Origin of the sequence: Macellibacteroides sp. (assembly GCF_050251695.1) — a bacterium.
Taxonomy (GTDB): Bacteria; Bacteroidota; Bacteroidia; order Bacteroidales; family Tannerellaceae; genus Macellibacteroides; species Macellibacteroides fermentans.
In genome coordinates this window covers 1-24,594 of sequence record NZ_JBFWMI010000054.1, presented here as the reverse complement: position 1 = coordinate 24,594, position 24,594 = coordinate 1, and the positions used below count along the sequence as shown (strand labels likewise).

Here is a 24,594-nt window from a genome sequence, read left to right as displayed (position 1 = left end):
CTTAAGGTACAGAATGCGGTGATGAAGGCAGAGGCCAGACGCGCATTGGTGATAAGCGGAATGTTCAGGTCGATGGCAGCGCGACGAATCTTGTATCCGTTGGTAAGCTCGCCCGGTGAAAGGTTCTTTGGAATGTTCACCACGAAATCGATCTGCTTCTTACGGAGCATATCCAGTGCCTGAGGCTCTCCCTCTTCGCTTGGCCAGAACACCCGTGAAACCTCGATACCGTTTTCGGCAAGCATCTTGTAGGTACCTCCGGTAGCGTACAGGTTATAGCCGTTAAGCTCCAGCAAGCGGGCGGCATCCAGCATATCCACCTTCTGTTTGGCATTACCGGTAGACAGCAGGATATTCTTTTTAGGGATGCGGTATCCTACCGAAAGCATGGACTTGAGGATAGCTTCCGAAGAATCGTCGGCTATACAACCCACCTCACCGGTTGAAGCCATATCTACACCCAGTACCGGGTCTGCCTTCTGCAAGCGCGAGAAGGAGAATTGCGAAGCCTTGATACCTACATAATCGAGGTCGAAGTCGGTTTTGGAAGGTTTCTGCACGGGGATACCCAGCATAATCTTCGTTGCCAGTTCGATGAAGTTTATCTTAAGCACCTTGCTTACAAACGGGAAGCTTCGCGAAGCACGCAGGTTACATTCAATTACCTTGATGTCGTTTCCTTTGGCAAGGAACTGGATATTGAAGGGTCCCGATATGTTCAATTCGTGAGCGATCTGCTTGCTGATGCGTTTCACGCGTCGCAGGGTTTCGGCATATAATTTCTGGGCCGGGAACTGAATCGTAGCGTCGCCCGAGTGTACTCCGGCAAACTCGATGTGTTCGCTGATGGCATATAACATGATCTCGCCGTCTTTGGCTACAGCATCCAGCTCCACCTCTTTGGCGTGCTCGATAAACTGACTTACCACCACCGGATGTTTCTTCGACACGTTGGCTGCCAGCTGCAGGAAGCGCTTCAGCTCGTCGTCGTTGGAGCATACGTTCATGGCTGCACCCGAAAGTACGTACGAAGGTCTTACCAATACGGGGAATCCCACTTCGGCCACGAAGGTATCTATATCGTCCAGCGAAGAAAGTTCTTTCCATCGTGGCTGATCGATTCCGAGACGGTCGAGCATGGCCGAGAACTTGTGACGGTCTTCTGCATTATCGATGCTCTTGGCCGAGGTTCCCAGGATGTTAACCCGCTGTTCGTCCAGGCGCATGGCCAGGTTATTAGGGATCTGTCCGCCTGTTGAAAGCACCACTCCGTGTGGATTTTCAAGTTCGAGGATATCCATCACCCGTTCGAAGGTAAGTTCGTCGAAGTAAAGGCGGTCGCACATATCATAGTCGGTACTTACCGTTTCGGGGTTGTAGTTGATCATAACCGAACGCCAGCCCTCCTTACGGATGGTATTGAGCGCGTTTACACCACACCAGTCGAATTCCACCGAGCTACCGATACGGTAGGCTCCGGAACCCAGTACCACGATTGAGCGGTGGTCGCCCAGGTAGCCCACATCGTTGGTTGTTCCGTTGTAGGTAAGGTACAGGTAATTGGTCTGTGCCGGATATTCGGCCGCCAGCGTATCGATCTGTTTCACCACCGGAACAATGCCGCGGAATTTGCGGTTCTGACGGATCTTCAGCATCGACTTCTCCACATCGGTCATGCTATCCTTGTAAAGGGCGCGCGCCAGCTGGAAGTCAGAGAAGCCTTGTTGTTTGGCGTGCAGCAGCAGCTGATCAGACACTTCGGTAATTTCGGAGTGACTCTCAAGCTCGTTGGCTGTCTGAATAATGCCATATAATTTCTGTAGGAACCAGCGGTCTATCTTAGTAAGATCGTGAATCTGATCGATGGTGTATCCTTTGCGGAAAGCCTTGCTTATCACAAAGATACGGGTATCGGTTGGTTCGTTCAGCGATTTGTCTATATCATCTATCACAAGTTCCTTGTTCTCTACAAACCCGTGCATACCGGCGCCAATCATACGAAGACCTTTCTGCAGGGACTCCTCGAAGGTACGGCCGATGGCCATCACCTCTCCTACCGACTTCATGCTGCTGCCCAACTCGCGGGAAACACCGTGGAACTTACCAAGGTCCCAGCGCGGAATCTTACATACCACATAGTCGAGGGCCGGTTCGAAGAAGGCCGACGTTGTTTTGGTTACCGAGTTCTTAAGATCGAATAGTCCGTATCCCAATCCCAGTTTGGCAGCCACAAAGGCCAAAGGATAACCGGTTGCTTTGGAAGCCAGGGCCGAAGAGCGGCTCAGACGGGCATTCACCTCGATTACCCGGTAATCTTCCGAATAGGGGTCGAAGGCGTACTGTACGTTACATTCGCCCACGATACCGATGTGGCGGATGATACGGATAGCCAGTTCGCGCAGTTTATGATATTCGGCATTGGTAAGTGTCTGGGAAGGAGCGATAACGATACTTTCGCCGGTATGGATTCCCAGGGGGTCGAAGTTTTCCATATTACAAACCGTAATACAGTTGTCGAAACGGTCGCGTACCACTTCGTATTCAACCTCTTTCCAGCCTTTGAGACTCTTCTCCACCAATACCTGGGGTGAGAATGAGAAGGCCTTTTCAACCAGCTTATCCAGCTCGTCTTCGTTGTCGCAGAATCCGCTGCCCAATCCTCCTAAAGCATAGGCGGCGCGTATGATAACCGGGTAACCCAGTTCGCGTGCGGCACGACGGGCATCTTCCATGTTTTCGACCGCTTCGCTCTGAATGGTCTTAACATCGATCTCATTCAGTTTCTGTACAAAGAGTTCGCGGTCTTCGGTATCCATGATAGCTTGAACCGGAGTACCCAGCACCTGTACATTGTATTTTTCCAGTACACCGCTCTGGTAAAGTGCCACCCCGCAGTTAAGCGCAGTCTGACCACCAAAAGCGAGTAATATACCATCCGGACGTTCCTTGGCGATTACCTTTTCCACAAAAAAAGGAGTTACCGGCAAAAAATAGATTTGATCGGCTACCCCTTCTGATGTCTGAACTGTGGCAATGTTCGGATTGATAAGAACTGTATGAATGCCTTCTTCCCGAATCGCTTTCAGCGCTTGTGAACCGGAGTAGTCAAATTCACCGGCTTCTCCAATCTTCAGTGCGCCTGAACCGAGAACCAGGACTTTCTTTATCTTGTCTTTTATTTCGTTCATGTGTCTAATTTTTAAGCCTGTTAAAGCAATTCTACAAATTTATCAAAAAGGAATTCCGTATCCGTAGGTCCGCTGCATGCTTCGGGATGAAACTGTGCAGAGAAATAGGGTTTGGTCTTATGCTTGATTCCTTCGTTGGTGCCATCGTTCATGTTGATGAACAGAGGTTCCCAATCGGATCCCAGAGTGGAATTGTCTACGGCGTAACCGTGATTCTGACTGGTGATGAAGCATCGCTCCGTACCTACCATCCGAACGGGTTGGTTGTGACTACGATGTCCGTATTTTAATTTGTAGATGGAGGCGCCTCCTGCCTTTGCCAATAGTTGATTACCCATGCAGATACCGCAGATGGGTGTATTACGTTCCATGGCTTTACGTATGTTTATCACCGCAGCCTCGCAGGTATCAGGGTCGCCCGGACCGTTACTGATAAATAATCCGTCGTACTCCATGTTGGTAAAGTCGTAATTCCAGGGTACGCGTATCACCGTTACGTCTCGCTTCAGCAAGCAACGGATAATGTTATGCTTCACCCCGCAGTCTACCAGCACCACTTTTTTCGCGCCGTTACCGTAGGTAATCACCTCCTTGCAGCTTACGATGTCTACCTGGTTGATAAGGTTGGGGTCAACAAAATCGATTTCGTCTGCAGCATCGAACACAATTTTCCCCTTCATTGAGCCCTTTTCGCGCAATAGTTTAGTCAGCTCGCGGGTATCTATCCCATAGATTCCGGCTACCTTCTCATCTTTCAGCCAGCTACCCAGACTTTCCACTGCATTCCAGTGACTGTATTCGAAGGAGTAGTCTGATACGATAATGGCTTCCGCATGGATTTTTTCACTTTCCATAAAGGTTGCCAGTCCGTTTGCTTCGAACGTACGGGGAGGAACCCCGTAATTCCCTACCAAAGGATAGGTCAGCACCATAAGCTGTCCGGAATACGACGGGTCGGTAAGACTCTCCGGATAGCCTGTCATGGCGGTGTTGAATACTACTTCGCCGGCCGTAGCCTTTTCATAGCCAAATGATTTTCCGTGAAAAACACTTCCATCGTCCAGCAGCAATTGTACAGTTCTTTGTTGTTGCATATCGGTTGTAATAAATCAAATTTCTCCTTCAATATAATTAATGTAAGCCTGATTTACCAGACGTGTACCGCCGGGTGTGGGATAATCTCCCGAAAAATACCAGTCGCCTTTGTGATTGGGGCAAGAGGCATGCAGACCTTCTATATCCTGATAAACAATTTCTACGGCAGCACGGGTTCCCTTTGGGGTAAGAATTTCTGCAATCTTGGCCGAAATTTCTTCGTTGGTAAAGGGAGCATAGATATCCTTCACGTAGTTTACCAAAACTCCGTCCGTTTTTTGCTGTTGTTCCTTTGCCTTGGTGTAGGTTTCCATTATCAGGTTTTCCATGCCTCGCTCACGCAGTAGTTCGATGGCTGCACGGAAGGCAATGAATTCCTTCATTTTGGACATATCGATACCGTAATAATCGGGATAACGTACCTGCGGAGAGGAAGACACCACCACGATTTTCTTGGGATGCAGGCGGTCCAGTATACCGATGATACTTTGGCGCAGGGTTGTACCCCTTACTATACTGTCGTCTATCACCACCAGGTTGTCTTCGTTGGGATTCAGACTTCCGTATGTTATATCGTATACGTGCGCTGCAAGGTCGTTACGGGTGTTGCCTTCGGCAATAAAGGTACGTAGTTTTATATCTTTGATCGCTACTTTCTCGGTTCGTACCGACATGGAGAGGATATCCTTCAGCTCGTCGGCCGAGAGTTCCTGTGCCTGCGAGATCCGCTCCATCTTCCGGTGGTTGAGGTATTCATTTACCCCTTCCAGCATGCCGTAGTAGGCTACCTCGGCGGTATTGGGAATAAAGGAAAAGACGGTATGCTTCAGGTCGTAATTTACGGCCTTGAGAATAGATCCTACCAGGTTATGGCCCAAACTCTTCCTTTCTTTATAGATATCGGCATCACTACCCCGCGAAAAGTAAATCCGCTCGAACGAGCATGCTTTGCGTTCCTTGGGTTCCATGATGGTTGCTGTGCGCCACTCTCCCTTTTTGTTTACCAGCAGTGCCTGTCCTGGGTCGAGCTCTTTTACATCGTCCAGTTGCACGTTCATCACGGTCTGAATAACCGGGCGTTCCGAAGCCAGCACAACAATCTCGTCGTCGGCATAATAGAAGGCCGGACGAATACCCCAGGGATCGCGTACACTGAAGGCCTCGCCGCTTCCGGTAAGTCCACAGATCACGTAACCTCCATCCCACTGGGGACTGCATTTCCTGAGCATATTGGATAGATCTACATGCTCTTCAATGGCATGTGTGATATCCATGCCTCTCAATCCCTCTTTCTCGTATTGCTGATACAAACGTTCTATTTCGCGGTCAAGGCGATGTCCCATCTGTTCCAACATGATGTAGGTGTCAGAATATTTACGGGGATGCTGACCGATCGAGGTAATTTCCTCAAATATAGTATCGACGTTTGTAAGATTGAAGTTACCGCATAAGGCAAGATTTTTTGCTCTCCAGTTGTTGCGGCGTAAAAAAGGATGTATATATGATATTCCGGATTTACCGGTTGTACTGTAGCGAAGGTGACCTAAATATAATTCTCCGGCAAAGGGAAGCCGGCTTTTAGCGTAGAGTGGATCGTTGAGTTCCTGAGGGGAAATATCTTTATAATTGCGGTATACTGCATCAAAGATTTCGGTAATGGCTCCGGTTCCCATCGCTCTTTCCCTGAACATATATTCTTCTCCGGTGTGGGCTTCTAACTTTACGCATGCCAGCCCCGCGCCCTCCTGTCCACGGTTATGCTGCTTTTCCATCAACAAATAGAGCTTGTTAAGCCCATACATCCAGCTACCGTATTTATTGTGATAATACTCTAAAGGCTTTAATAAACGGACCATGGCTACGCCACACTCGTGTTTAAGTTGTTCCATCTGATTTTGTCTTGTTTAATTCCCGCTGCAAAGATACTTAGATTGTATTACATTATGACAATTTTTTCAGGAAAATAAATGACACTTTCATCGAATTATTCTTATTTGAGTGCAAATAGTTAATTAATCTTTATTATTAAATACAATTAGATATAATTTCAAATAGATACATTTAGGTGGTTTTTTAGTTTAAATATGTAATATATATAGCTCTAAAAACAAACATTTATCACTTAAAGGCAAAAACAGGTGAATTTAACCGTATCAAATCAATCTTCATTATTTACATTATGAAATATATATTCTATATTTGCGAATCAGAATGATTACGAAAATAAGATAAACACAAACATAAGGTCAACAATAATGAAAGAAAGAAGTCTTTTTAACAATGAGAAGGGCCTATACAACTTCTCGTACGAACACGATGCTTGCGGAGTAGGAATGTTGGTCAATATCCACGGAGGCAAATCACATGAAATTGTTGAGTCTGCGCTGAAGGTTTTGGAGAACATGCAACACCGCGGAGCAGAGGGGGCGGATAACAAAACCGGTGATGGCGCTGGTATCCTGCTTCAGATACCTCATGAATTTATTTTGCTGCAAGGTATTCCGGTTCCCGAAAAGGGAAAGTACGGAACAGGACTTCTTTTCTTACCGAAGGAAAGCAAATTACAGGATGTAATTCTTAGTATCCTGATTGAAGAGATTGAAAAGGAAGGTCTAACATTGATGCATCTGCGTAAAGTGCCTGTTAACTCGTCTATCTTGGGAACAGATGCACTATCTACCGAACCGGACATCCGTCAGATTTTTGTAACCGGTTGTAACGATCAGGCTCTTCTGGAGAAGAAGCTTTACCTGATCCGCAAGCGTGTAGAGAAGAAGATAAGACAGACCAATGCCGAAATCAGACAAGATTTTTACATCGTATCGCTGTCTACACGTAGTATCATATATAAAGGTATGTTGTCGTCCATGCAATTGCGACACTATTTCCCGGACCTTACCAACAGTTATTTTACAAGTGGTCTGGCGCTGGTACATTCGCGCTTCAGTACAAATACATTCCCAACCTGGAGTCTGGCGCAGCCTTTCCGTCTGCTGGCGCACAACGGCGAGATCAACACCGTACGCGGAAACCGGGGATGGATGGAGGCACGCGAAAGCGTGTTGAACTCGCCGGAACTAGGCAATATAGAAGACATCTGCCCCATTATCCAACCGGGGATGAGCGACAGTGCTTCATTAGATAATGTACTTGAATTTTTGGTTGCATCGGGTATGAGTCTGCCTCATGCCATGTCTATGTTGGTTCCCGAAAGTTTCAACGAGAAGAACCCGATTTCGGAAGATCTGAAAGCATTCTACGAATACCATAGTATTTTAATGGAACCATGGGATGGTCCCGCCGCCCTGCTTTTCTCGGATGGCCGCTATGCCGGAGGAATGCTGGACCGTAACGGTTTACGTCCGGCCCGTTATCTGATTACCAAAGACGATATGATGGTGGTAGCTTCCGAAGTGGGAGTAATGGATTTTGAAGCAAATCAGATCAAGGAAAAAGGTCGTCTTCAGCCGGGTAAGATTCTGTTGGTGGACACTCAAAAGGGTGAGATCTATTACGACGGCGAACTTAAAAAACAGTTGGCCGAAGCAAAACCATACCGTACCTGGCTTACCAACAACCGCGTTGAGCTGGATGAGTTGAAATCGGGACGTAAGGTGGAAAACAAGGTACCCAACTACGAACGTTTACTTCGCACGTTCAACTTTTCGGGCGAAGATATCGAACGGATCATCATCCCCATGGCTTCCTCGGGGGCGGAACCTGTATCTTCTATGGGTAACGATACGCCGCTGGCGGTGCTTTCATCCAAACCTCAGCTGCTTTTCAACTATTTCCGGCAACAATTCGCTCAGGTTACCAACCCCCCTATCGATCCGATACGTGAAGAGCTGGTGATGAGTTTGGATGAATACATCGGCGCAGTGGGAAACAATATATTGGTCCCCGACGAGATGCATTGCAAGATGGTGAAGCTCAATTACCCGATACTGAGCAACACCCAACTGGATATTCTGTGCAACATCCGCTACAAAGGGTTCAACTCCCTTAAATTACCGATGCTTTATGAGGTATCCAAAGGAAAAGAAGGTCTTCACGAAGCTATTGCAAAACTCTGCAAAGAGGCAGAACAATCCGTACGACAAGGGGTGAACTACATTATATTATCCGATAAGAATGTGGATGCCAAATTTGCTCCTATTCCCTCTTTGCTGGCCCTTTCGGCCATTCATCATCACCTGGTTTCTGTACAGAAGCGTGTACAGACAGCCCTGATTGTGGAATCCGGCGAAGTGCGCGAAGTAATGCATGCAGCGCTGTTGCTTGGTTACGGTGCAAGCGCCATCAATCCTTACATGGCTTTTGCCGTACTGGATGATTTGGTAAAGAAACAGGAAATTCAGCTGAATTACGAAACAGCAGAGAAAAACTATATTAAATCCATCTGCAAAGGATTATTCAAAATTATGAGTAAAATGGGGATCTCGACCATTCGAAGCTACCGCGGCGCCAAATTGTTTGAAGCCGTAGGTTTGTCGGAAGAGCTTACCCGCACCTACTTCGGGGGTACCACCTCGGCTATCGGAGGTATCGGACTGGATGAGATTGCCGAAGACACGGCAGCCATGCATAAAGAGGCCTTCCAGGGTGAAGTAGACGAGCTATTGCCTAACAAGGGTATATATAGTTACCGTACCGACGGGGAGAAACATGCGTGGAATCCGGAAACGATTTCGACGTTACAGCTTGCCACCCGCCTGGGAAGTTATAAGAAATTTAAAGAATACTCGAAGATAGTGGACGAGAAGGAAGAGCCCATCTTTGTACGCGATTTCCTCGAATTTAAACGCAACCCGATCTCCATCGATCAGGTAGAACCTGCTGCTAACATCATGAAACGGTTTGTTACAGGTGCCATGAGCTATGGTTCAATCAGTAAGGAGGCGCACGAAACCATGGCATTGGCCATGAACGTGATCAAGGGCAGAAGCAACACCGGCGAAGGTGGTGAAGATGCTGCCAGATTCGCTCCGCTGGAAAACGGACTATCCCTTCGTTCGGCTATCAAGCAGGTGGCTTCGGGACGTTTTGGGGTTACCACCGAATACCTGGTTAATGCAGACGAGATACAGATTAAGATCGCACAGGGTGCCAAGCCCGGTGAAGGGGGGCAGCTTCCGGGTTACAAGGTAGACGATGTGATTGCCCGTACACGTCACTCCATACCGGGTATCTCCCTTATTTCTCCTCCTCCCCACCACGATATTTACTCGATCGAAGATCTTGCACAGCTTATCTTCGATCTTAAAAATGTGAACCCCAGAGCCGAAATCAGCGTTAAGCTTGTATCGGAAAGTGGTGTAGGGACCATTGCTGCGGGGGTTGCCAAGGCTAAAGCCGACCGTATTGTAATATCCGGAGCCGAAGGAGGAACCGGTGCCAGTCCGTCAAGCTCGATCCGTTACGCAGGTCTACCACCCGAAATCGGACTAAGTGAAACACAGCAGACCCTTGTTATTAACGGTCTGAGAGGTCAGGTTACTTTGCAGACCGACGGTCAGATTAAAACCGGTCGCGACATCGTAATGATGGCTATGCTGGGAGCCGAAGAGTATGGCTTCGCAACCTCAGCGCTCATTGTGCTGGGATGTGTAATGATGCGCAAATGCCATCTAAACACTTGTCCGGTGGGTGTTGCCACACAAGATGCCGAGCTTAGAAAACGTTTTCTTGGTAAATATGAATACCTTGTCAACTTCTTCAACTACCTGGCTGAAGAGGTTCGCGAACACCTGGCCGAAATGGGATTCACCAAACTGGATGATATTATCGGTCGCACGGATCTGATCGTACGCAGAGCGTCGTACTCTAATAAGAAATTCAACACCCTTAATTTCTCAAGGTTGCTGCATCTGCCGGAGCAGGCATCAGCCACAGCCATCCACCATTGCAGCTGTCAGGATCACAACATCGAAACAGTGAAGGACAAGGAGATTATCCAGCATGCCATGCCGGCTATCGAGTCGCTTAAAGAGATCTCGCTGGATTATACCATTGCCAATACAGACCGCAGCGTGGGTGCCATGTTATCGGGAGTAATTGCTTCTAAATACGGAAACGATGGACTTCCTGAAGATACGCTGAACATCAAGTTCAAGGGATCTGCCGGACAGAGTTTCGGAGCTTTTCTGGCACACGGTGTACACTTCAAGCTGGAGGGCGAAGCAAACGATTACCTGGGTAAAGGTCTGAGCGGCGGCCGTATTTCGGTTATGCCTCCGATCCGTTCAACCTTTATTGCAGAAGAAAACACCATTGCAGGCAATACCTTGCTTTATGGTGCTACATCCGGACAAGTGTTTATTAATGGACGGGTAGGCGAACGTTTCTGCGTAAGAAACTCGGGAGCCATTGCCGTTGTAGAAGGAGTAGGCGATCATTGCTGCGAATATATGACCGGTGGACGGGTAGTTGTACTGGGTAGCACCGGACGGAACTTTGCCGCAGGGATGAGTGGTGGTGTTGCTTACGTATGGAATCAGAACAACGATTTCGATTACTTCTGCAACATGGAGATGGTAGAGCTTTCTTTAATTGAAGAAAACAGTTACCGCAAGGAATTGCACGAGTTAATCCGCATGCATTACTACTATACCGGCAGTAAACTGGCTAAGACCATGTTGGATTCATGGAGTAAATATGTGGATCAGTTCATCCAGATTGTGCCTATCGAATACAAGAAGGTACTTCAGGAAGAGCAGATGAAGAAGCTGCAACGTAAAATTGCAGATATGCAACGTGATTATTAATCCGTGTAGTCAATTAGTTAGTAACGTTTAAAAGATCAAGACAATGGGAAATCCTAAAGCATTTCTTACAATAAATAGAAAAGAGGCAGGTTACAGACCTGTACACGACCGCATCAATGATTTTGGAGAGGTAGAGCAGACCCTGAACACTAGCGACCGGATGAAACAAGCCTCGCGCTGCATGGACTGCGGTGTACCTTTCTGCCACTGGGCTTGTCCCCTTGGCAACAAACAACCCGAATGGCAACATTTAATATATACGGGCAAATGGAAAGAGGCCTATCAGGTGCTTGAGTCTACTTGCGACTTTCCGGAGTTCACCGGCAGGATATGTCCGGCTCCCTGCGAGAAAAGCTGTGTACTCAAACTAAGTGCCAACGAACCGGTAACCATCCGCGAAAACGAAGTGTCCATTGCCGAAAGGGCCTTTCAGGAGGGATATATCAAAGTGCATACGCCTGTACGTAACGGCAAGAAAGTAGCGGTTATAGGTTCCGGGCCTGCCGGATTAACTGCAGCAAACCGACTGAACCGCAAAGGGTATACGGTAACGGTATTCGAGAAAAATGAAATGGCCGGAGGATTGCTTCGGTACGGCATACCGAACTTCAAGCTTGCCAAGAACATTGTGGAACGCCGTATCGACCTGATGAAGGAAGAGGGAGTGATCTTTAAAACCGGGGTTCAGGTGGATACATTGCCCGAAGGTTTTGATGCATATTGTATAGCTATTGGCGCGGAGGTTCCTAGGGATCTGCCCATCGAAGGTCGAAAGCTGAAAGGGATTCATTTCGCTATGGAGTATCTGGCGCAACAGAACCGGCTGCTGGAAAGTATTCCGGTTGCTCCAGAAACGCTGATCAATGCAAAAGGAAAGAAAGTATTAGTAATTGGAGGGGGCGATACCGGATCGGACTGTGTTGGGACTGCCAACCGCCAGAAGGCTATCAAAATCACTCAGATTGAGATTCTGGATAAACCGCCTGTAGGATATAATCCAACAACTCCCTGGCCATCCATGTATCCGCAGGTACTGAAAACATCCAGTTCGCACGAAGAGGGATGCGAACGGAGATGGAATCTTACCAGCTGCCGCTTTATAGGAGAAAAAGGTGTATTAAAAGGGGTTGAAGTAGAAGAGGTTATCTGGACTAAGGGCGAAGATGGCCGTGTGCAGATGCAACCGACAGGCAAAAAAGAGATTATCGAGGCTGATCTGGTATTTTTGGCCATGGGATTTGTTCATCCCGTACAGGAGGGACTTATCAAATCGTCTAATCTTGCCACCGACAATCGTAAAAATATCATCGTAGATAAGTCTTTCAAAAGCAGTGCATCCAATGTGTTTGCTTGCGGAGACGCCACTACCGGAGCAAGTTTGGTGGTAAAGGCGATGGCTGCAGGCCGTGATACGGCAAAGGCGATCGACTCTTACCTATCGTCAATAATATAAAAAAAGAAATCGTATGTGTGGTATAGTAGCAATATTCAATATTGAATCTCAATCGGAAGCTTTACGTAAGCAAGCGTTGAAAATGTCGAAACGTATTCGTCACCGGGGACCCGACTGGTCTGGAATTTATGCCGAAGAGCATGCTATTCTGGCCCACGAGAGACTCTCCATAGTAGATCCGCAGTCGGGTGGACAACCGCTTAAAAACAAGGAGGGAAATATCATCCTTTGTGTTAACGGCGAGATTTACAATCACCGGGAAATCCGGGCGGCGCTTAAAGACGAATATGAATTTCAGACAGGTTCCGATTGTGAGGTGATTCTTGCTCTGTACCAGAAGAAAGGAATCGACTTTCTGGAAGATCTGAACGGTATTTTTGCTTTTGCTCTGTACGATGCCCGGCAAGACACCTTTCTTATTGCACGTGACCCTATTGGGGTAATTCCTCTTTATATGGGTTACGACGATCAGGGGCACTTGATGGTGGCTTCGGAACTGAAGGCGCTGGAAGGGGTATGTGCCCACTATGAGCCTTTCTTGCCGGGACATTACTATTACAGCGAAGATGCCGAACCTACACGCTGGTATACCCGTGAGTGGCTGGATTATGAAACCGTTAAAAACAACGATGCGGATGTAAACGAGCTGCGGGAAGCTATGGAAGCTGCCGTTCAAAGACAGCTGATGAGTGATGTGCCTTACGGCGTTTTACTGTCCGGCGGACTGGATTCGTCTATCATTTCGGCTGTAGCGAAAAAATATGCAGCCAAACGTATCGAAACCGATAGTCAATCGGATGCCTGGTGGCCTCAGCTCCACTCCTTTGCCGTTGGATTGAAAGGGGCACCCGACCTGGCTGCTGCCAAAAAGGTAGCCGATCATATCGGCACGGTACACCATGAAATCAATTACACCGTACAGGAAGGTCTGGATGCAATTCGCGATGTAATCTACAATATTGAAACCTACGACGTTACCACCGTAAGAGCCTCTACTCCCATGTATCTGCTTGCCCGTGTGATAAAGTCCATGGGTATCAAAATGGTGCTTTCGGGTGAAGGAGCCGACGAGGTGTTTGGTGGTTACCTCTATTTTCATAAAGCGCCCAATGCAGCCGCCTTCCACGAGGAGACGATCCGTAAATTGAGCAAGCTACATCTGTATGATTGTCTGCGTGCCAACAAATCGCTTAGTGCCTGGGGAGTGGAAGGACGTGTCCCTTTTCTGGATAAGGAATTTCTGGATGTAGCCATGCGCATCAACCCGGCAGCAAAAATGGCTCCCGGTAAAGTTATCGAGAAAAAGATTCTTCGGGAAGCCTTTTCCGACATGTTACCGCAGGAGATCGCCTGGCGACAGAAAGAGCAATTTTCGGACGGAGTGGGTTACAATTGGATAGATACGCTTAAGAAAGTAACATCCCAGGCGGTAACCGACCAGGCCATGGCTCATGCAGCGAAACGATTCCCCATCAATACGCCTCAGAACAAAGAGGAATACTATTACCGGACTATCTTTGAAGAGCATTTTCCATCATCTTCGGCAGCCCGTTCCGTTCCTTCCGTTCCATCGGTAGCCTGTAGCACTCCGGAGGCATTGGCCTGGGACTCATCATTCAGCAATCTGAATGATCCGTCGGGGCGTGCCGTTAAAGGTGTTCATGCCGACTCATACTAATTTAACACTCTATTTATATTCAATCCGGATTCGATTTGATACTGTAAAAACAACAGTATCTATCGGGTCCGGTTTTTTTGTTCCGCAAAAAAAGATAAACTCTGGGAAACGGAATGAGAGACAATATATCAATATGTAATTCAGACCATGGTCTAACTTACAATTTGCAAGTTTTGATATACCTATAAAATCAATACAAAAGATTAACAATATTTTTTACATAAAACAAACAAAAAACATTGAAGATATAACATTACGACGTATATTTGCATTATAACAAAACAAAAGGTAAGTATAAACAATATATAAAGAACAATATGACAAACCGGATTAAGTTTACAAAGATGCATGGAGCGGGTAACGACTATATATACGTCAACACGTTGAAGTATACCATAGAAGATCCGGAAAGTTTCGCTAAGAAGTGGAGCTGCTACCGCACAGGCATCGGGTCGGACGGTTTGGTTTTAATTGGTTCATCATCGGTTGCCGATTTCAGTATGCGCATTTTTAATGCAGATGGCTCGGAGGCCATGATGTGTGGAAATGCATCACGCTGCATAGGAAAGTATGTCTTCGAAGAGGGGCTTACAAAGAAAACAGTCCTCACCCTTGAAACACTTTCCGGAATCAAAGAGCTCTTTCTTTCTGTACAGGATGGTATCGTAACCGAAGTTACCGTAGATATGGGTAACCCGAAGCTGGAAGAGGTTACACTGGCAGACGGCAGCAAAGACATCCTGGTATATCAGGCAGTATCTGCCGGCAATTACACATTCAAGGGTACAGCCGTTTCCATGGGAAATCCGCATTTGGTAATCTTTGTGGATGCGGTTGAAGAGATCGATCTTGCCAAAATAGGGCCGCTCTTTGAATATCATCCCTACTTCCCACAACGGGTAAATGTAGAGTTTGCACAGATTATCAGCAAGAAAGAGGTGCGGATGCGGGTATGGGAAAGAGGTTCGGGTATTACTTCCGCCTGTGGTACAGGCGCCTGTGCTACCGCCGTTGCCGCCGTAATAAACCAAAAGACAGACCGGGAAGTAAAAATAGTTATGGATGGTGGTCCATTAACCATCAAATGGGATTCTGCAACACAAAAAGTATTTATGACGGGCGACGCCGTCAAAGTTTATGAAGGCGAATTAAGCCTCTGATTAAAAGCATGACACAACAAGAAGAACAACAACAAAAACGGAGAAGTATGGCACTTGTTAATGAACATTTTCTGAAGTTACCGGGTAATTACCTTTTTTCGGATATAGCGAAAAAGGTAAATACATACAAGGTTACTCATCCGAAAGAAAAAATTATCCGCCTTGGAATAGGTGATGTAACACAACCTCTGGCTCCAGCCATTATTGAAGCGATGCATAAAGCGGTTGATGAAATGGCTGTACAGGAAACTTTCAGAGGATATGGCCCCGAACAAGGCTATTCTTTTCTGATTGACACCATTTTAAAAAATGATTTTACCAGCAGAGGGATCTCGCTGGAACCAAGTGAAATTTTTATCAGTGACGGAGCTAAAAGTGATACCGGAAATATCGGGGATATTCTTCGTCATGACAACAGCGTTGGAGTTACCGATCCGGTTTACCCGGTTTACATTGACTCGAACGTAATGGGTGCAAGGGCAGGCAATCTTGAATCTGGCAAATGGAGCAATATTGTGTATATACCCTGCCTTGCCGAAAATGATTTTATTCCGGAGTTACCATCCAGGAGAGTGGATATTTTATATCTCTGCTATCCCAATAACCCAACCGGAACAACACTAACCAAAGACGAACTGAAAAGATGGGTAAACTATGCATTGGCCAACGATACGCTCATTCTATTCGATGCAGCTTACGAAGCCTATATACAGGATCCGGACATCCCCCACTCTATTTACGAGATCAAAGGGGCAAAGAAGGTGGCCATCGAGTTCAGAAGTTTTTCAAAAACGGCCGGTTTCACAGGAATGCGATGCGGATATACCGTTGTACCTAAAGAACTGAACGGATTTACATTGGAAGGAGAGCGCGTACAGCTTAACAAGCTATGGAACCGCCGGCAATGTACAAAATTTAATGGAACTAATTACATCACTCAACGAGCAGCAGAAGCTGTTTATTCGCCTGAAGGTAAAGAGCAGGTGAAAGAGATTATTAATTATTATATGACCAACGCCCGTATCATGAAAGAGGGTTTACAGCAGTGCGGACTTAAGGTGTATGGTGGCGATAATGCCCCTTACCTGTGGATTAAAACTCCGAAAGGACTCACTTCCTGGAAATTCTTCGAAAAAATGCTTTACGAAGTAAGCATTGTGGGTACACCAGGCGTTGGATTTGGTCCCAGTGGCGAAGGTTACCTTCGTCTCACAGCTTTCGGTGACAGGGATAATACCCTGGAGGCTATGGCCAGGCTTAAAAAATGGCTGATATAATTTGAAGAGAGGCGCCCTCTGTTGATAGTTATTCGTTTTAAAGAGTAAACAATATGAAAACATTTACTTTAAATCAATTCTTGACCATGTTTGCGGCAACTTGCGTGACATGCTCATGCTTTGCTCAGGAAAAGAGCAAATTTGAGATAACACCAGCAGCCGATATCGTAAGTAGCTATGTATGGAGAGGCGTTTATCAGACTAGTGCATCTGTTCAACCCTGTGTGAAGGCATCCTATGCCGGATTATCGCTTACAGCTTGGGGATCGACAGATTTTAACACCACAGCTAAGGAATTCGACCTTACGCTGGGGTACACAACAGGAGGGCTCACGCTGGCTGTCACCGATTACTGGTGGGCCGGCGAAGGAAACCAATACGGAAATTATTCAGCGAATCACTTTTTTGAAGGAACAGTAGGTTACAATTTTGGCGAAAGTCTGCCACTTTACATAAACTGGAATACCATGTTTGGGATGGATGGCGACAAAAATGCTGAAGGAGATCAGCAATATTCCACTTACATAGAAGCAGGATACGGGTTTAAGGTGTCTGATGTAGATGTTACCACATCCATCGGTGTATCACCTTGGACAGGAATGTATCACAAGGAAGGAAAGGATGGCTTTGCCCTTTCAACCCTATCGGTCAAGGCATCCAAAAGCATCAGGTTCAGTGATAGTTTTTCACTACCGGTATTTGCCCAGGCCATCGTGGCTCCCAACAGGGACAATGTATTTCTGGTATTTGGAGTAAGCTTATGATACGTGATTAAATTATCTGTTAAAATAAAGGAATGTATAGGAGGTTGGCCGTGTTTATTGATTTTATAGAATGTTATGCCGCAACCAGCCTTGCGGTCAACCTCTCTATACTGCCTTTATCTAAGAAGAACAATGTAAAAAAGTAAGGTATGAGAAAGATTGAAGCAATTATCCGTAAGACAAAATTCGAAGATGTTAAAGAAGCTCTTCTTGAAGCCGATATCGAATGGTTTTCTTATTATGACGTACGAGGTATAGGTAAAGCTCGTCAAGGTCGGATCTACCGTGGGGTAGCATATGACACAAGTTGTATTGAAAGAATTTTAGTATCAATTGTTGTGCGTGACAAAAATGTTGAAAAAACGGTTGCTGCCATTATTGGAGCTGCTCAAACCGGAGAAATTGGAGACGGGCGTATTTTTATAATCCCAGTTGAAGATTCCATTCGCATTCGCACAGGAGAAAGAGGCGACATTGCCCTTTACAACGCAGAAAAAGAGATATAATAAAAAACTTTCAATGAAATAAAACAGACGAAAATTATGGATACACTTACTATAACAGATCTGGCTCTATCGCTGGATACCGTATGGATGCTATTGGCCGCAATGCTTGTATTTTTCATGCAACCTGGGTTTGCCTTGGTTGAGGCGGGATTTACACGTCAGAAAAATGCAGCAAATATCCTGATGAAAAACTTACTTGACTTTATGATCGGGTCATGTTTATTTTGGGCAGTTGGTTTTGGAATTATGTTTGGAGCAGGTTCATTTTTTGGAAACCCGCATCTTTTTGATCTTAGTTTCTATGAAACTTCCCTTCCTGTTGAAGGATTTCTGATATTTCAAACCGTATTCTGTGCAACGGCTGCCACGATCGTATCTGGAGCTATGGCAGAACGCACAAAATTCTCAATGTATCTTGCATATACAATATGTATCAGCGTTTTTATTTATCCGGTTTCCGGTCATTGGACCTGGGGTGGAGGATGGCTGATGAACGGCGATGCCGATAGCTTTATGATGTCAACCTTTGGTGCTACATTTCATGATTTTGCAGGCTCAACCATTGTTCACTCCGTAGGAGGATGGATTGCACTTGTAGGAGCTGCCATTTTAGGTCCGCGTATTGGGAAATATGGTAAAGATAAAAAATCAAAAGCAATACCTGGCCACAATTTAACTTTGGCAGCATTAGGAGTATTTATTTTATGGTTTGGTTGGTTTGGATTTAACCCGGGCTCGCAATTAGCGGCTTCAGGTGAAGCAAACAGAATTGCCATTTCACATGTATTTCTTACAACTAATTTAGCAGCATGTACAGGAGGTTTATTCTCTCTAATTGTAGGCTGGGTTAAATATAAAAAACCTTCTCTGTCATTAACATTGAACGGTATATTGGCCGGATTGGTAGGAATAACAGCAGGATGCGATTTAGTTACTCCGGTTGGAGCTGCTATAATTGGAGCCATTTGCGGTACAATTATGATATTTGCTGTTGAATTCATTGACAAAGTACTTAAAATTGATGATCCTGTAGGTGCTTCATCTGTTCATGGTGTATGTGGCTTCTTTGGTACAGTCCTTACCGGATTATTTGCTTCCGAAGCCGGATTATTCTATGGCGGAGGTACAGGTCTATTGCTTGCTCAATTTTTTGGAGCCTTAGTTATTGGAATTTGGGCTGCAGGAATGGGATTTGTAGTATTTAAAGTACTTGACATGGTTCATGGATTAAGGGTTACTCCTCGTATTGAAGAAGAGGGCTTGGATATTTACGAACATGGTGAAACCGCTTATAACAGTTAACTCAAAATCTTCCGGCTTCTGGTTGAAGAAGCAGAAGCCGGAAATACACAATAATAATCAACAAAACAAAAACAAAAAGAATTATGCCACTTATCATTCCATCAAATTACAAGCAGAAGCTTTTGCCGGAGACTACCGAGCAGGCAATCCAGCTTTTGAAAGTTTGCTTTCAGGAAAAATTATCGAAGACACTCAATCTTCGCCGTATCACGGCTCCACTGTTCGTTTTATCGGGAACCGGTATTAACGACGACCTGAACGGAGTTGAACGCGCCGTAACATTTCCTATCAAATGTATGGGCGACCGCAAAGCGGAAGTTGTACACTCGCTTGCCAAATGGAAACGTATGAAATTAGGAGCCTACGGCATTCCAGCCGGATATGGCTTATACACAGACATGAATGCAATCCGCAGCGACGAAGAGCTGGATAACCTGCATTCACTGTATGTGGATCAATGGGACTGGGAACGTACCATCCGCGAAGAAGACCGCAACCTGGGTTATCTGAAGAAGACCGTTCGCCAGATCTATACACTATTAAAAGAAATTGAAGTGATGGTATACGACCAGTATCCTCACATCACACCTGCTTTGCCAGAAAATATAACCTTTATACACTCCGAAGAGCTTCAACTGATGTACCCGGAGCTTACCCCCCGCGAACGCGAGAACAAAGCGGCCGAAAAGTTTGGAGCCATCTTTGTAATCGGTATCGGAGCACAGCTTACCAACGGCGAGAAGCACGACGGACGTGCACCGGATTACGACGACTGGAGCTCGCTCAACAGCGATGGATTCCAGGGATTGAACGGCGACATCATTTTATGGAACGAAGTGTTAGGTTGTGCTTTTGAGCTTTCATCCATGGGAATCCGCGTAGACAAAGAGGCCCTAATTAAACAACTAGACCTAAGTGGTTGTCCGGAGCGCAAAGAGCTGGAATTCCACAAAGCCCTGCTGGATGGCAAACTGCCTTTATCCATAGGCGGAGGTATCGGACAGTCGCGTCTTTGTATGTTCTTCCTTAAGAAAGCCCATATCGGCGAGGTACAAGCCTCCATTTGGCCCGAAGAGCAATTCGACTTATGCTATAAAAACAATATATTTTTACTATAACATCCATTACATCAACAGCTAGATATCATGTCAAAATTAAGATTTCACGTAGTAGAAGATGCTTTCAAGAAGAAAGCCGTAAACGTACAGTTACCGAAGGAAAGACCTTCAGAGTATTATGGTTCACTGGTTTTTAACCGGGCTAAGATGTTTAAATACCTGCCCGAGAAAACCTATCAGCAATTGGTAAACTCCATAGACAACGGTGCGCCTCTTGGAAGAGAAGTAGCTGATGCTGTTGCTGCCGGAATGAAGAAATGGGCACTCGAAATGGGTGTTACTCACTATACGCACTGGTTTCATCCGCTTACAGAAGGTACAGCCGAAAAGCACGATGCTTTTGTGGAACACGACGGTAAGGGTGGAATGATTGAAGAGTTTTCTGGCAAACTGCTTATCCAGCAGGAACCGGATGCCTCAAGCTTCCCCAACGGTGGAATCCGTAACACATTTGAAGCCAGAGGTTACTCTGCATGGGATCCTTCATCGCCTGCTTTCATTGTTGGCGACACATTGTGTATCCCAACTATCTTTATCGCATACACCGGCGAATCGCTAGACTATAAGGCTCCGCTTATCAAAGCCCTGGAAGCAGTTAATAAGTCGGCCACCGCAGTATGTAACTACTTCAACCCCGAGGTTAAGAAGGTGGTTGCTTACCTTGGCTGGGAACAGGAATACTTTTTGGTTGACGAAGGCTTGTATGCCGCCCGTCCCGACCTGTTACTTACCGGTCGTACCCTGATGGGTCACGAAAGCTCTAAAAACCAGCAGTTGGAAGACCATTACTTTGGTGCTATCCCCACCCGTGTGGCAGCTTTCATGCAGGATCTTGAAATAGAAAGTTTGAAACTGGGTATTCCGGTTAAAACCCGTCACAACGAGGTTGCTCCCAACCAGTTTGAGTTGGCTCCTATTTACGAAGAATGTAACCTGGCCAACGACCATAACCTGCTTCTTATGTCGCTTATGCGTAAGATCGCCCGTGCCCATGGATTCCGTGTATTGCTACACGAGAAGCCTTTCAAGGGGGTTAACGGTTCCGGAAAACACAACAACTGGTCACTTGGTACAGATACAGGCATCCTGCTGATGGGTCCGGGTAAGAATACAACCGAAAACCTACGTTTCGTTACTTTCGTTGTAAACGTACTGAAAGCAGTATACGATCATAATGCTCTGCTTAAAGCAAGTATCTCATCAGCAACCAACGCGCACCGTCTGGGAGCCAACGAGGCACCTCCTGCAATTATCTCCAGCTTCCTAGGAAGTCAGCTTTCGCAGGTATTGGATCACCTAATCAACAGCAAGCCGGAAGACTTTAACCTAGCCGGAAAACAGGGATTGAAACTGGATATCGGTCAGATTCCCGAACTGTTGATTGACAACACCGACCGTAACCGTACCTCTCCTTTTGCCTTTACAGGTAACCGCTTTGAGTTCCGCGCCGTAGGTTCGTCGGCAAACTGCGCAAGCGCCATGTTGGCCCTTAACGCCGCCGTAGCACATCAGCTGGCTAAATTCAAAGAAGAGGTAGATGCAAAAATAGCTGCCGGTACTGAGAAATTTGCCGCCATCCTGGAGGTAATCCGCAAAGATGCTCAAGCATGCAAGGCCATCATCTTTGATGGAAACGGTTACAGCGACGAGTGGAAAAAAGAGGCTATGGCCCGTGGATTGGATTGCGAGACCAGCGTTCCGGTAATCTTCGATGCATACCTTACTGAAAGCAGCATCAAGATGTTTGAAGCTACAGGGGTTATGACTGAGAAAGAGCTTATCGCCCGTAACGAAGTGAAATGGGAGATGTATACAAAAAAGATTCAGATCGAGGCACGTGTATTGGGCGACCTTGCCATGAATCATATCATTCCGATGGCAACCAAATATCAGTCTTCGCTTATCGACAATGTATATAAGATGAAAGACCTGTTCCCCGGCGACAAAGCTCAATTGTTATCGTCTAAGAACATCGAGATTATTGAAGATATTGCCAACCGTACGATCTTTATCAAAGAGAAGGTGGATGCCATGGTTGAAGCACGTAAAGTAGCCAACAAGATTGAGTGCGAACGTTCTAAAGCAATTGCTTACCACGATCAGATCGTACCTATGTTGGAAGAGATACGTTACCATATTGATAAACTCGAATTGGTAGTAGACGACCAGATGTGGACGTTGCCAAAATATCGCGAGCTTTTATTCATTAGATAACGCAACTAAATGTTAGTTTTTTGTTGATTGTTTTGTGTTTGCGTCGAAGGGAAGTCTCTGTGATAGAGATTTCCCTTTCTTTGTTTTACGGATCAACCGGAGTAACCTCCAGACATTTTACCTGTATGTCGTGGTAAATAAAAGATTATCTCGTACATTTGTATCTGGATACATAAAATAAGTACTAATTTTATTTGTATGAAACACGGTTTTACTAAGGTGGCTGCAGCAATACCCGGTGTGCGTGTGGCGGATTGCAACTACAATATAACGCAAATACAAGCACTGATGCTAAAGGCTTCGGAGGCGGGTGCCCAGCTTGTGGCTTTCCCGGAATTATCCGTAACCGCCTACACCTGTATGGATTTGTTTAGTGGAAAGCTGCTGCTCGACCAAGCGGAAAAAGCCCTCGCCGAACTGGTTCATTCCACAAGAGACCTGCCGGTTCTTGCCGTTGTAGGGATGCCGCTTCGCACGGAAAACAGACTTATCAATGCTGCGGTGGTGTTTCAGCAGGGAAAGATACTGGGTGTTGTACCTAAAACATACCTCCCCAATTACAAAGAATTTCAGGAACAACGGTGGTTCTCGTCGGCTTCGGACCTCAAACTGGATACAATACGCATCGGCAACGCCTCCTACCCTATGGGCGGCAATCTGTTGTTCGAGACCGGCAACCTTACTGTGGGCATCGAGCTATGTGAAGACCTGTGGGTTCCTGTTCCCCCCAGCTCGGTTTTAGCCATGTTGGGAGCCAATGTTATCGTGAACCTCTCTGCCAGCAACGAACTGATCGGGAAGAACAACTACCTGAGAAATCTTATTTGTCAGCAGTCGGCCCGCTGCATCAGCGGATATGTTTATGCATCCGCGGGGTTCGGCGAGTCTACGACCGACCTGGTATTTGCCGGTAACGCCCTGATTGCAGAGAATGGATCGCTTCTGGCTGCCTCCAAACGGTTCGAACAAGATGAACAGCTTATAATATCAGAAATAGATATCGACAATCTGGAGCACGACCGCCAGGTTAACACCGGCTTCAGCAAGGGGTTGGAGGGAATGCTTTTTGCCGAAGCGGTACGTATTCCCTTTGATGCGACATCGGTAGAGGGTACACTTACACGTACGATAGATCCTCATCCGTTTGTGCCGGAAGGCGCGGCGCTGACCGAACGTTGCGAGGAGATATTCGACATTCAGGTATCCGGACTGGCCAAACGGGTGTTGCATACCCATACGCAGAAGGTTGTTGTGGGAATTTCGGGGGGACTTGATTCCACCCTGGCATTGCTTGTCTGCGTAAAAACATTCGATGTACTGGGACTTTCGCGCAAAAATATACTGGGTATCACCATGCCCGGCTTCGGGACCACCGACCGCACCTATCAGAATGCCCTCGATTTGATGGATTCGCTGGGGATTACCTCCCGCGAAGTTTCCATTAAAGCTGCCTGCCTGCAACATTTTGAAGACATAGGTCACGATGCTTCGGTACACGACATAACCTACGAAAACAGTCAGGCCCGCGAACGTACGCAGCTATTGATGGATATTGCCAACAAGGAAAACGGTCTGGTGATCGGTACAGGCGACCTGTCCGAACTGGCTCTCGGGTGGGCAACCTATAACGGCGACCATATGTCTATGTATGGGGTTAATGGAAGCATCCCCAAAACACTGGTTCGTTCGTTGGTGGAATGGGTGGCCAATTACCGGGTTGACGAGCAATCGAAGCGTACCTTACTTGATATTGCCGACACTCCCATCAGTCCGGAACTGATTCCCGCGGATGAAAACGGTAACATCAAACAGAAAACGGAAGATTTGGTAGGCCCCTACGAGTTGCACGACTTCTTCCTTTATCATTTCCTTCGTTTCGGAGCCACTCCCTCCAAGATTTTTTACCTGGCCGAGAATGCATTCGGAACTAAATACAGCCGTGCAGTGCTGAAAAAATGGCTGCACACCTTCTTCCGCCGCTTTTTTATGCAGCAGTTTAAGCGCAGCTGCCTGCCCGACGGACCCAAGGTTGGCTCTGTAAGTCTTTCGCCCCGTGGCGACTGGCGCATGCC

General features: G+C 46.5%; 14 protein-coding genes. 11 read left to right on the top strand and 3 right to left on the bottom strand.

Annotated elements, in window-relative coordinates:
- The 3 genes from carB to AB7E53_RS09400 all read right to left on the bottom strand — a co-directional run.
- A partial coding sequence (carB, locus tag AB7E53_RS09410) for a carbamoyl-phosphate synthase (glutamine-hydrolyzing) large subunit (protein ID WP_446775344.1) occupies nt 1–3,179 on the bottom strand: 3,179 nt, incomplete at its 3' end.
- A 29-nt stretch (nt 3,180–3,208) separates the two neighbouring features.
- The gene (carA, locus tag AB7E53_RS09405; protein ID WP_446775342.1) at nt 3,209–4,282 is read right to left on the bottom strand and encodes a glutamine-hydrolyzing carbamoyl-phosphate synthase small subunit; all 1,074 of its coding nucleotides are present in this window, start codon (nt 4,280–4,282) and stop codon (nt 3,209–3,211) included.
- A 15-nt stretch (nt 4,283–4,297) separates the two neighbouring features.
- Nucleotides 4,298–6,172: an amidophosphoribosyltransferase gene (locus AB7E53_RS09400; protein WP_446775341.1), complete on the bottom strand. Its 1,875-nt coding sequence runs from the start codon at nt 6,170–6,172 to the stop codon at nt 4,298–4,300.
- Nucleotides 6,173–6,538: 366 nt separating this feature from the next.
- Between AB7E53_RS09400 and gltB the strand changes: the two genes are divergently transcribed.
- From gltB to AB7E53_RS09345, 11 genes are all read left to right on the top strand, one after another.
- Nucleotides 6,539–11,050, top strand: a complete 4,512-nt coding sequence (gene gltB / locus AB7E53_RS09395; protein WP_446775339.1) for a glutamate synthase large subunit — start codon at nt 6,539–6,541, stop codon at nt 11,048–11,050.
- A 43-nt stretch (nt 11,051–11,093) separates the two neighbouring features.
- Entirely contained in the window at nt 11,094–12,503 is a 1,410-nt protein-coding gene (locus AB7E53_RS09390) for a glutamate synthase subunit beta (RefSeq protein WP_446775337.1), read from the top strand.
- 13 nt (nt 12,504–12,516) lie between these two features.
- A complete protein-coding gene (asnB, locus tag AB7E53_RS09385; protein ID WP_068185726.1) occupies nt 12,517–14,181 on the top strand; it encodes an asparagine synthase B in 1,665 nt (554 codons plus the stop codon).
- A gap of 317 nt (nt 14,182–14,498) precedes the next feature.
- Nucleotides 14,499–15,341, top strand: coding sequence for a diaminopimelate epimerase (gene dapF, locus AB7E53_RS09380; protein WP_079682766.1), 843 nt, complete (start codon nt 14,499–14,501; stop codon nt 15,339–15,341).
- 47 nt (nt 15,342–15,388) lie between these two features.
- On the top strand, nt 15,389–16,618 hold the full coding sequence (locus tag AB7E53_RS09375) for an LL-diaminopimelate aminotransferase (protein ID WP_446775335.1): 1,230 nt from the start codon (nt 15,389–15,391) through the stop codon (nt 16,616–16,618).
- Nucleotides 16,619–16,671: 53 nt separating this feature from the next.
- Nucleotides 16,672–17,382, top strand: a complete 711-nt coding sequence (locus AB7E53_RS09370) for a hypothetical protein (RefSeq protein WP_446775333.1) — start codon at nt 16,672–16,674, stop codon at nt 17,380–17,382.
- 149 nt (nt 17,383–17,531) lie between these two features.
- Entirely contained in the window at nt 17,532–17,888 is a 357-nt protein-coding gene (locus AB7E53_RS09365) for a P-II family nitrogen regulator (RefSeq protein WP_446775331.1), read from the top strand.
- Between the two features lie 36 nt (nt 17,889–17,924).
- The gene (locus AB7E53_RS09360) at nt 17,925–19,190 is read left to right on the top strand and encodes an ammonium transporter (RefSeq protein ID WP_446775329.1); all 1,266 of its coding nucleotides are present in this window, start codon (nt 17,925–17,927) and stop codon (nt 19,188–19,190) included.
- A gap of 83 nt (nt 19,191–19,273) precedes the next feature.
- A complete protein-coding gene (gene asnA, locus AB7E53_RS09355) occupies nt 19,274–20,308 on the top strand; it encodes an aspartate--ammonia ligase (RefSeq protein WP_179399204.1) in 1,035 nt (344 codons plus the stop codon).
- Between the two features lie 27 nt (nt 20,309–20,335).
- Complete coding sequence (locus AB7E53_RS09350; protein WP_079682770.1) at nt 20,336–22,522, top strand: glutamine synthetase III family protein; 2,187 nt, start codon at nt 20,336–20,338, stop codon at nt 22,520–22,522.
- Between the two features lie 198 nt (nt 22,523–22,720).
- Nucleotides 22,721–24,594: NAD(+) synthase (locus tag AB7E53_RS09345; protein WP_446775327.1), on the top strand; the 1,874-nt coding region annotated here is incomplete at its 3' end.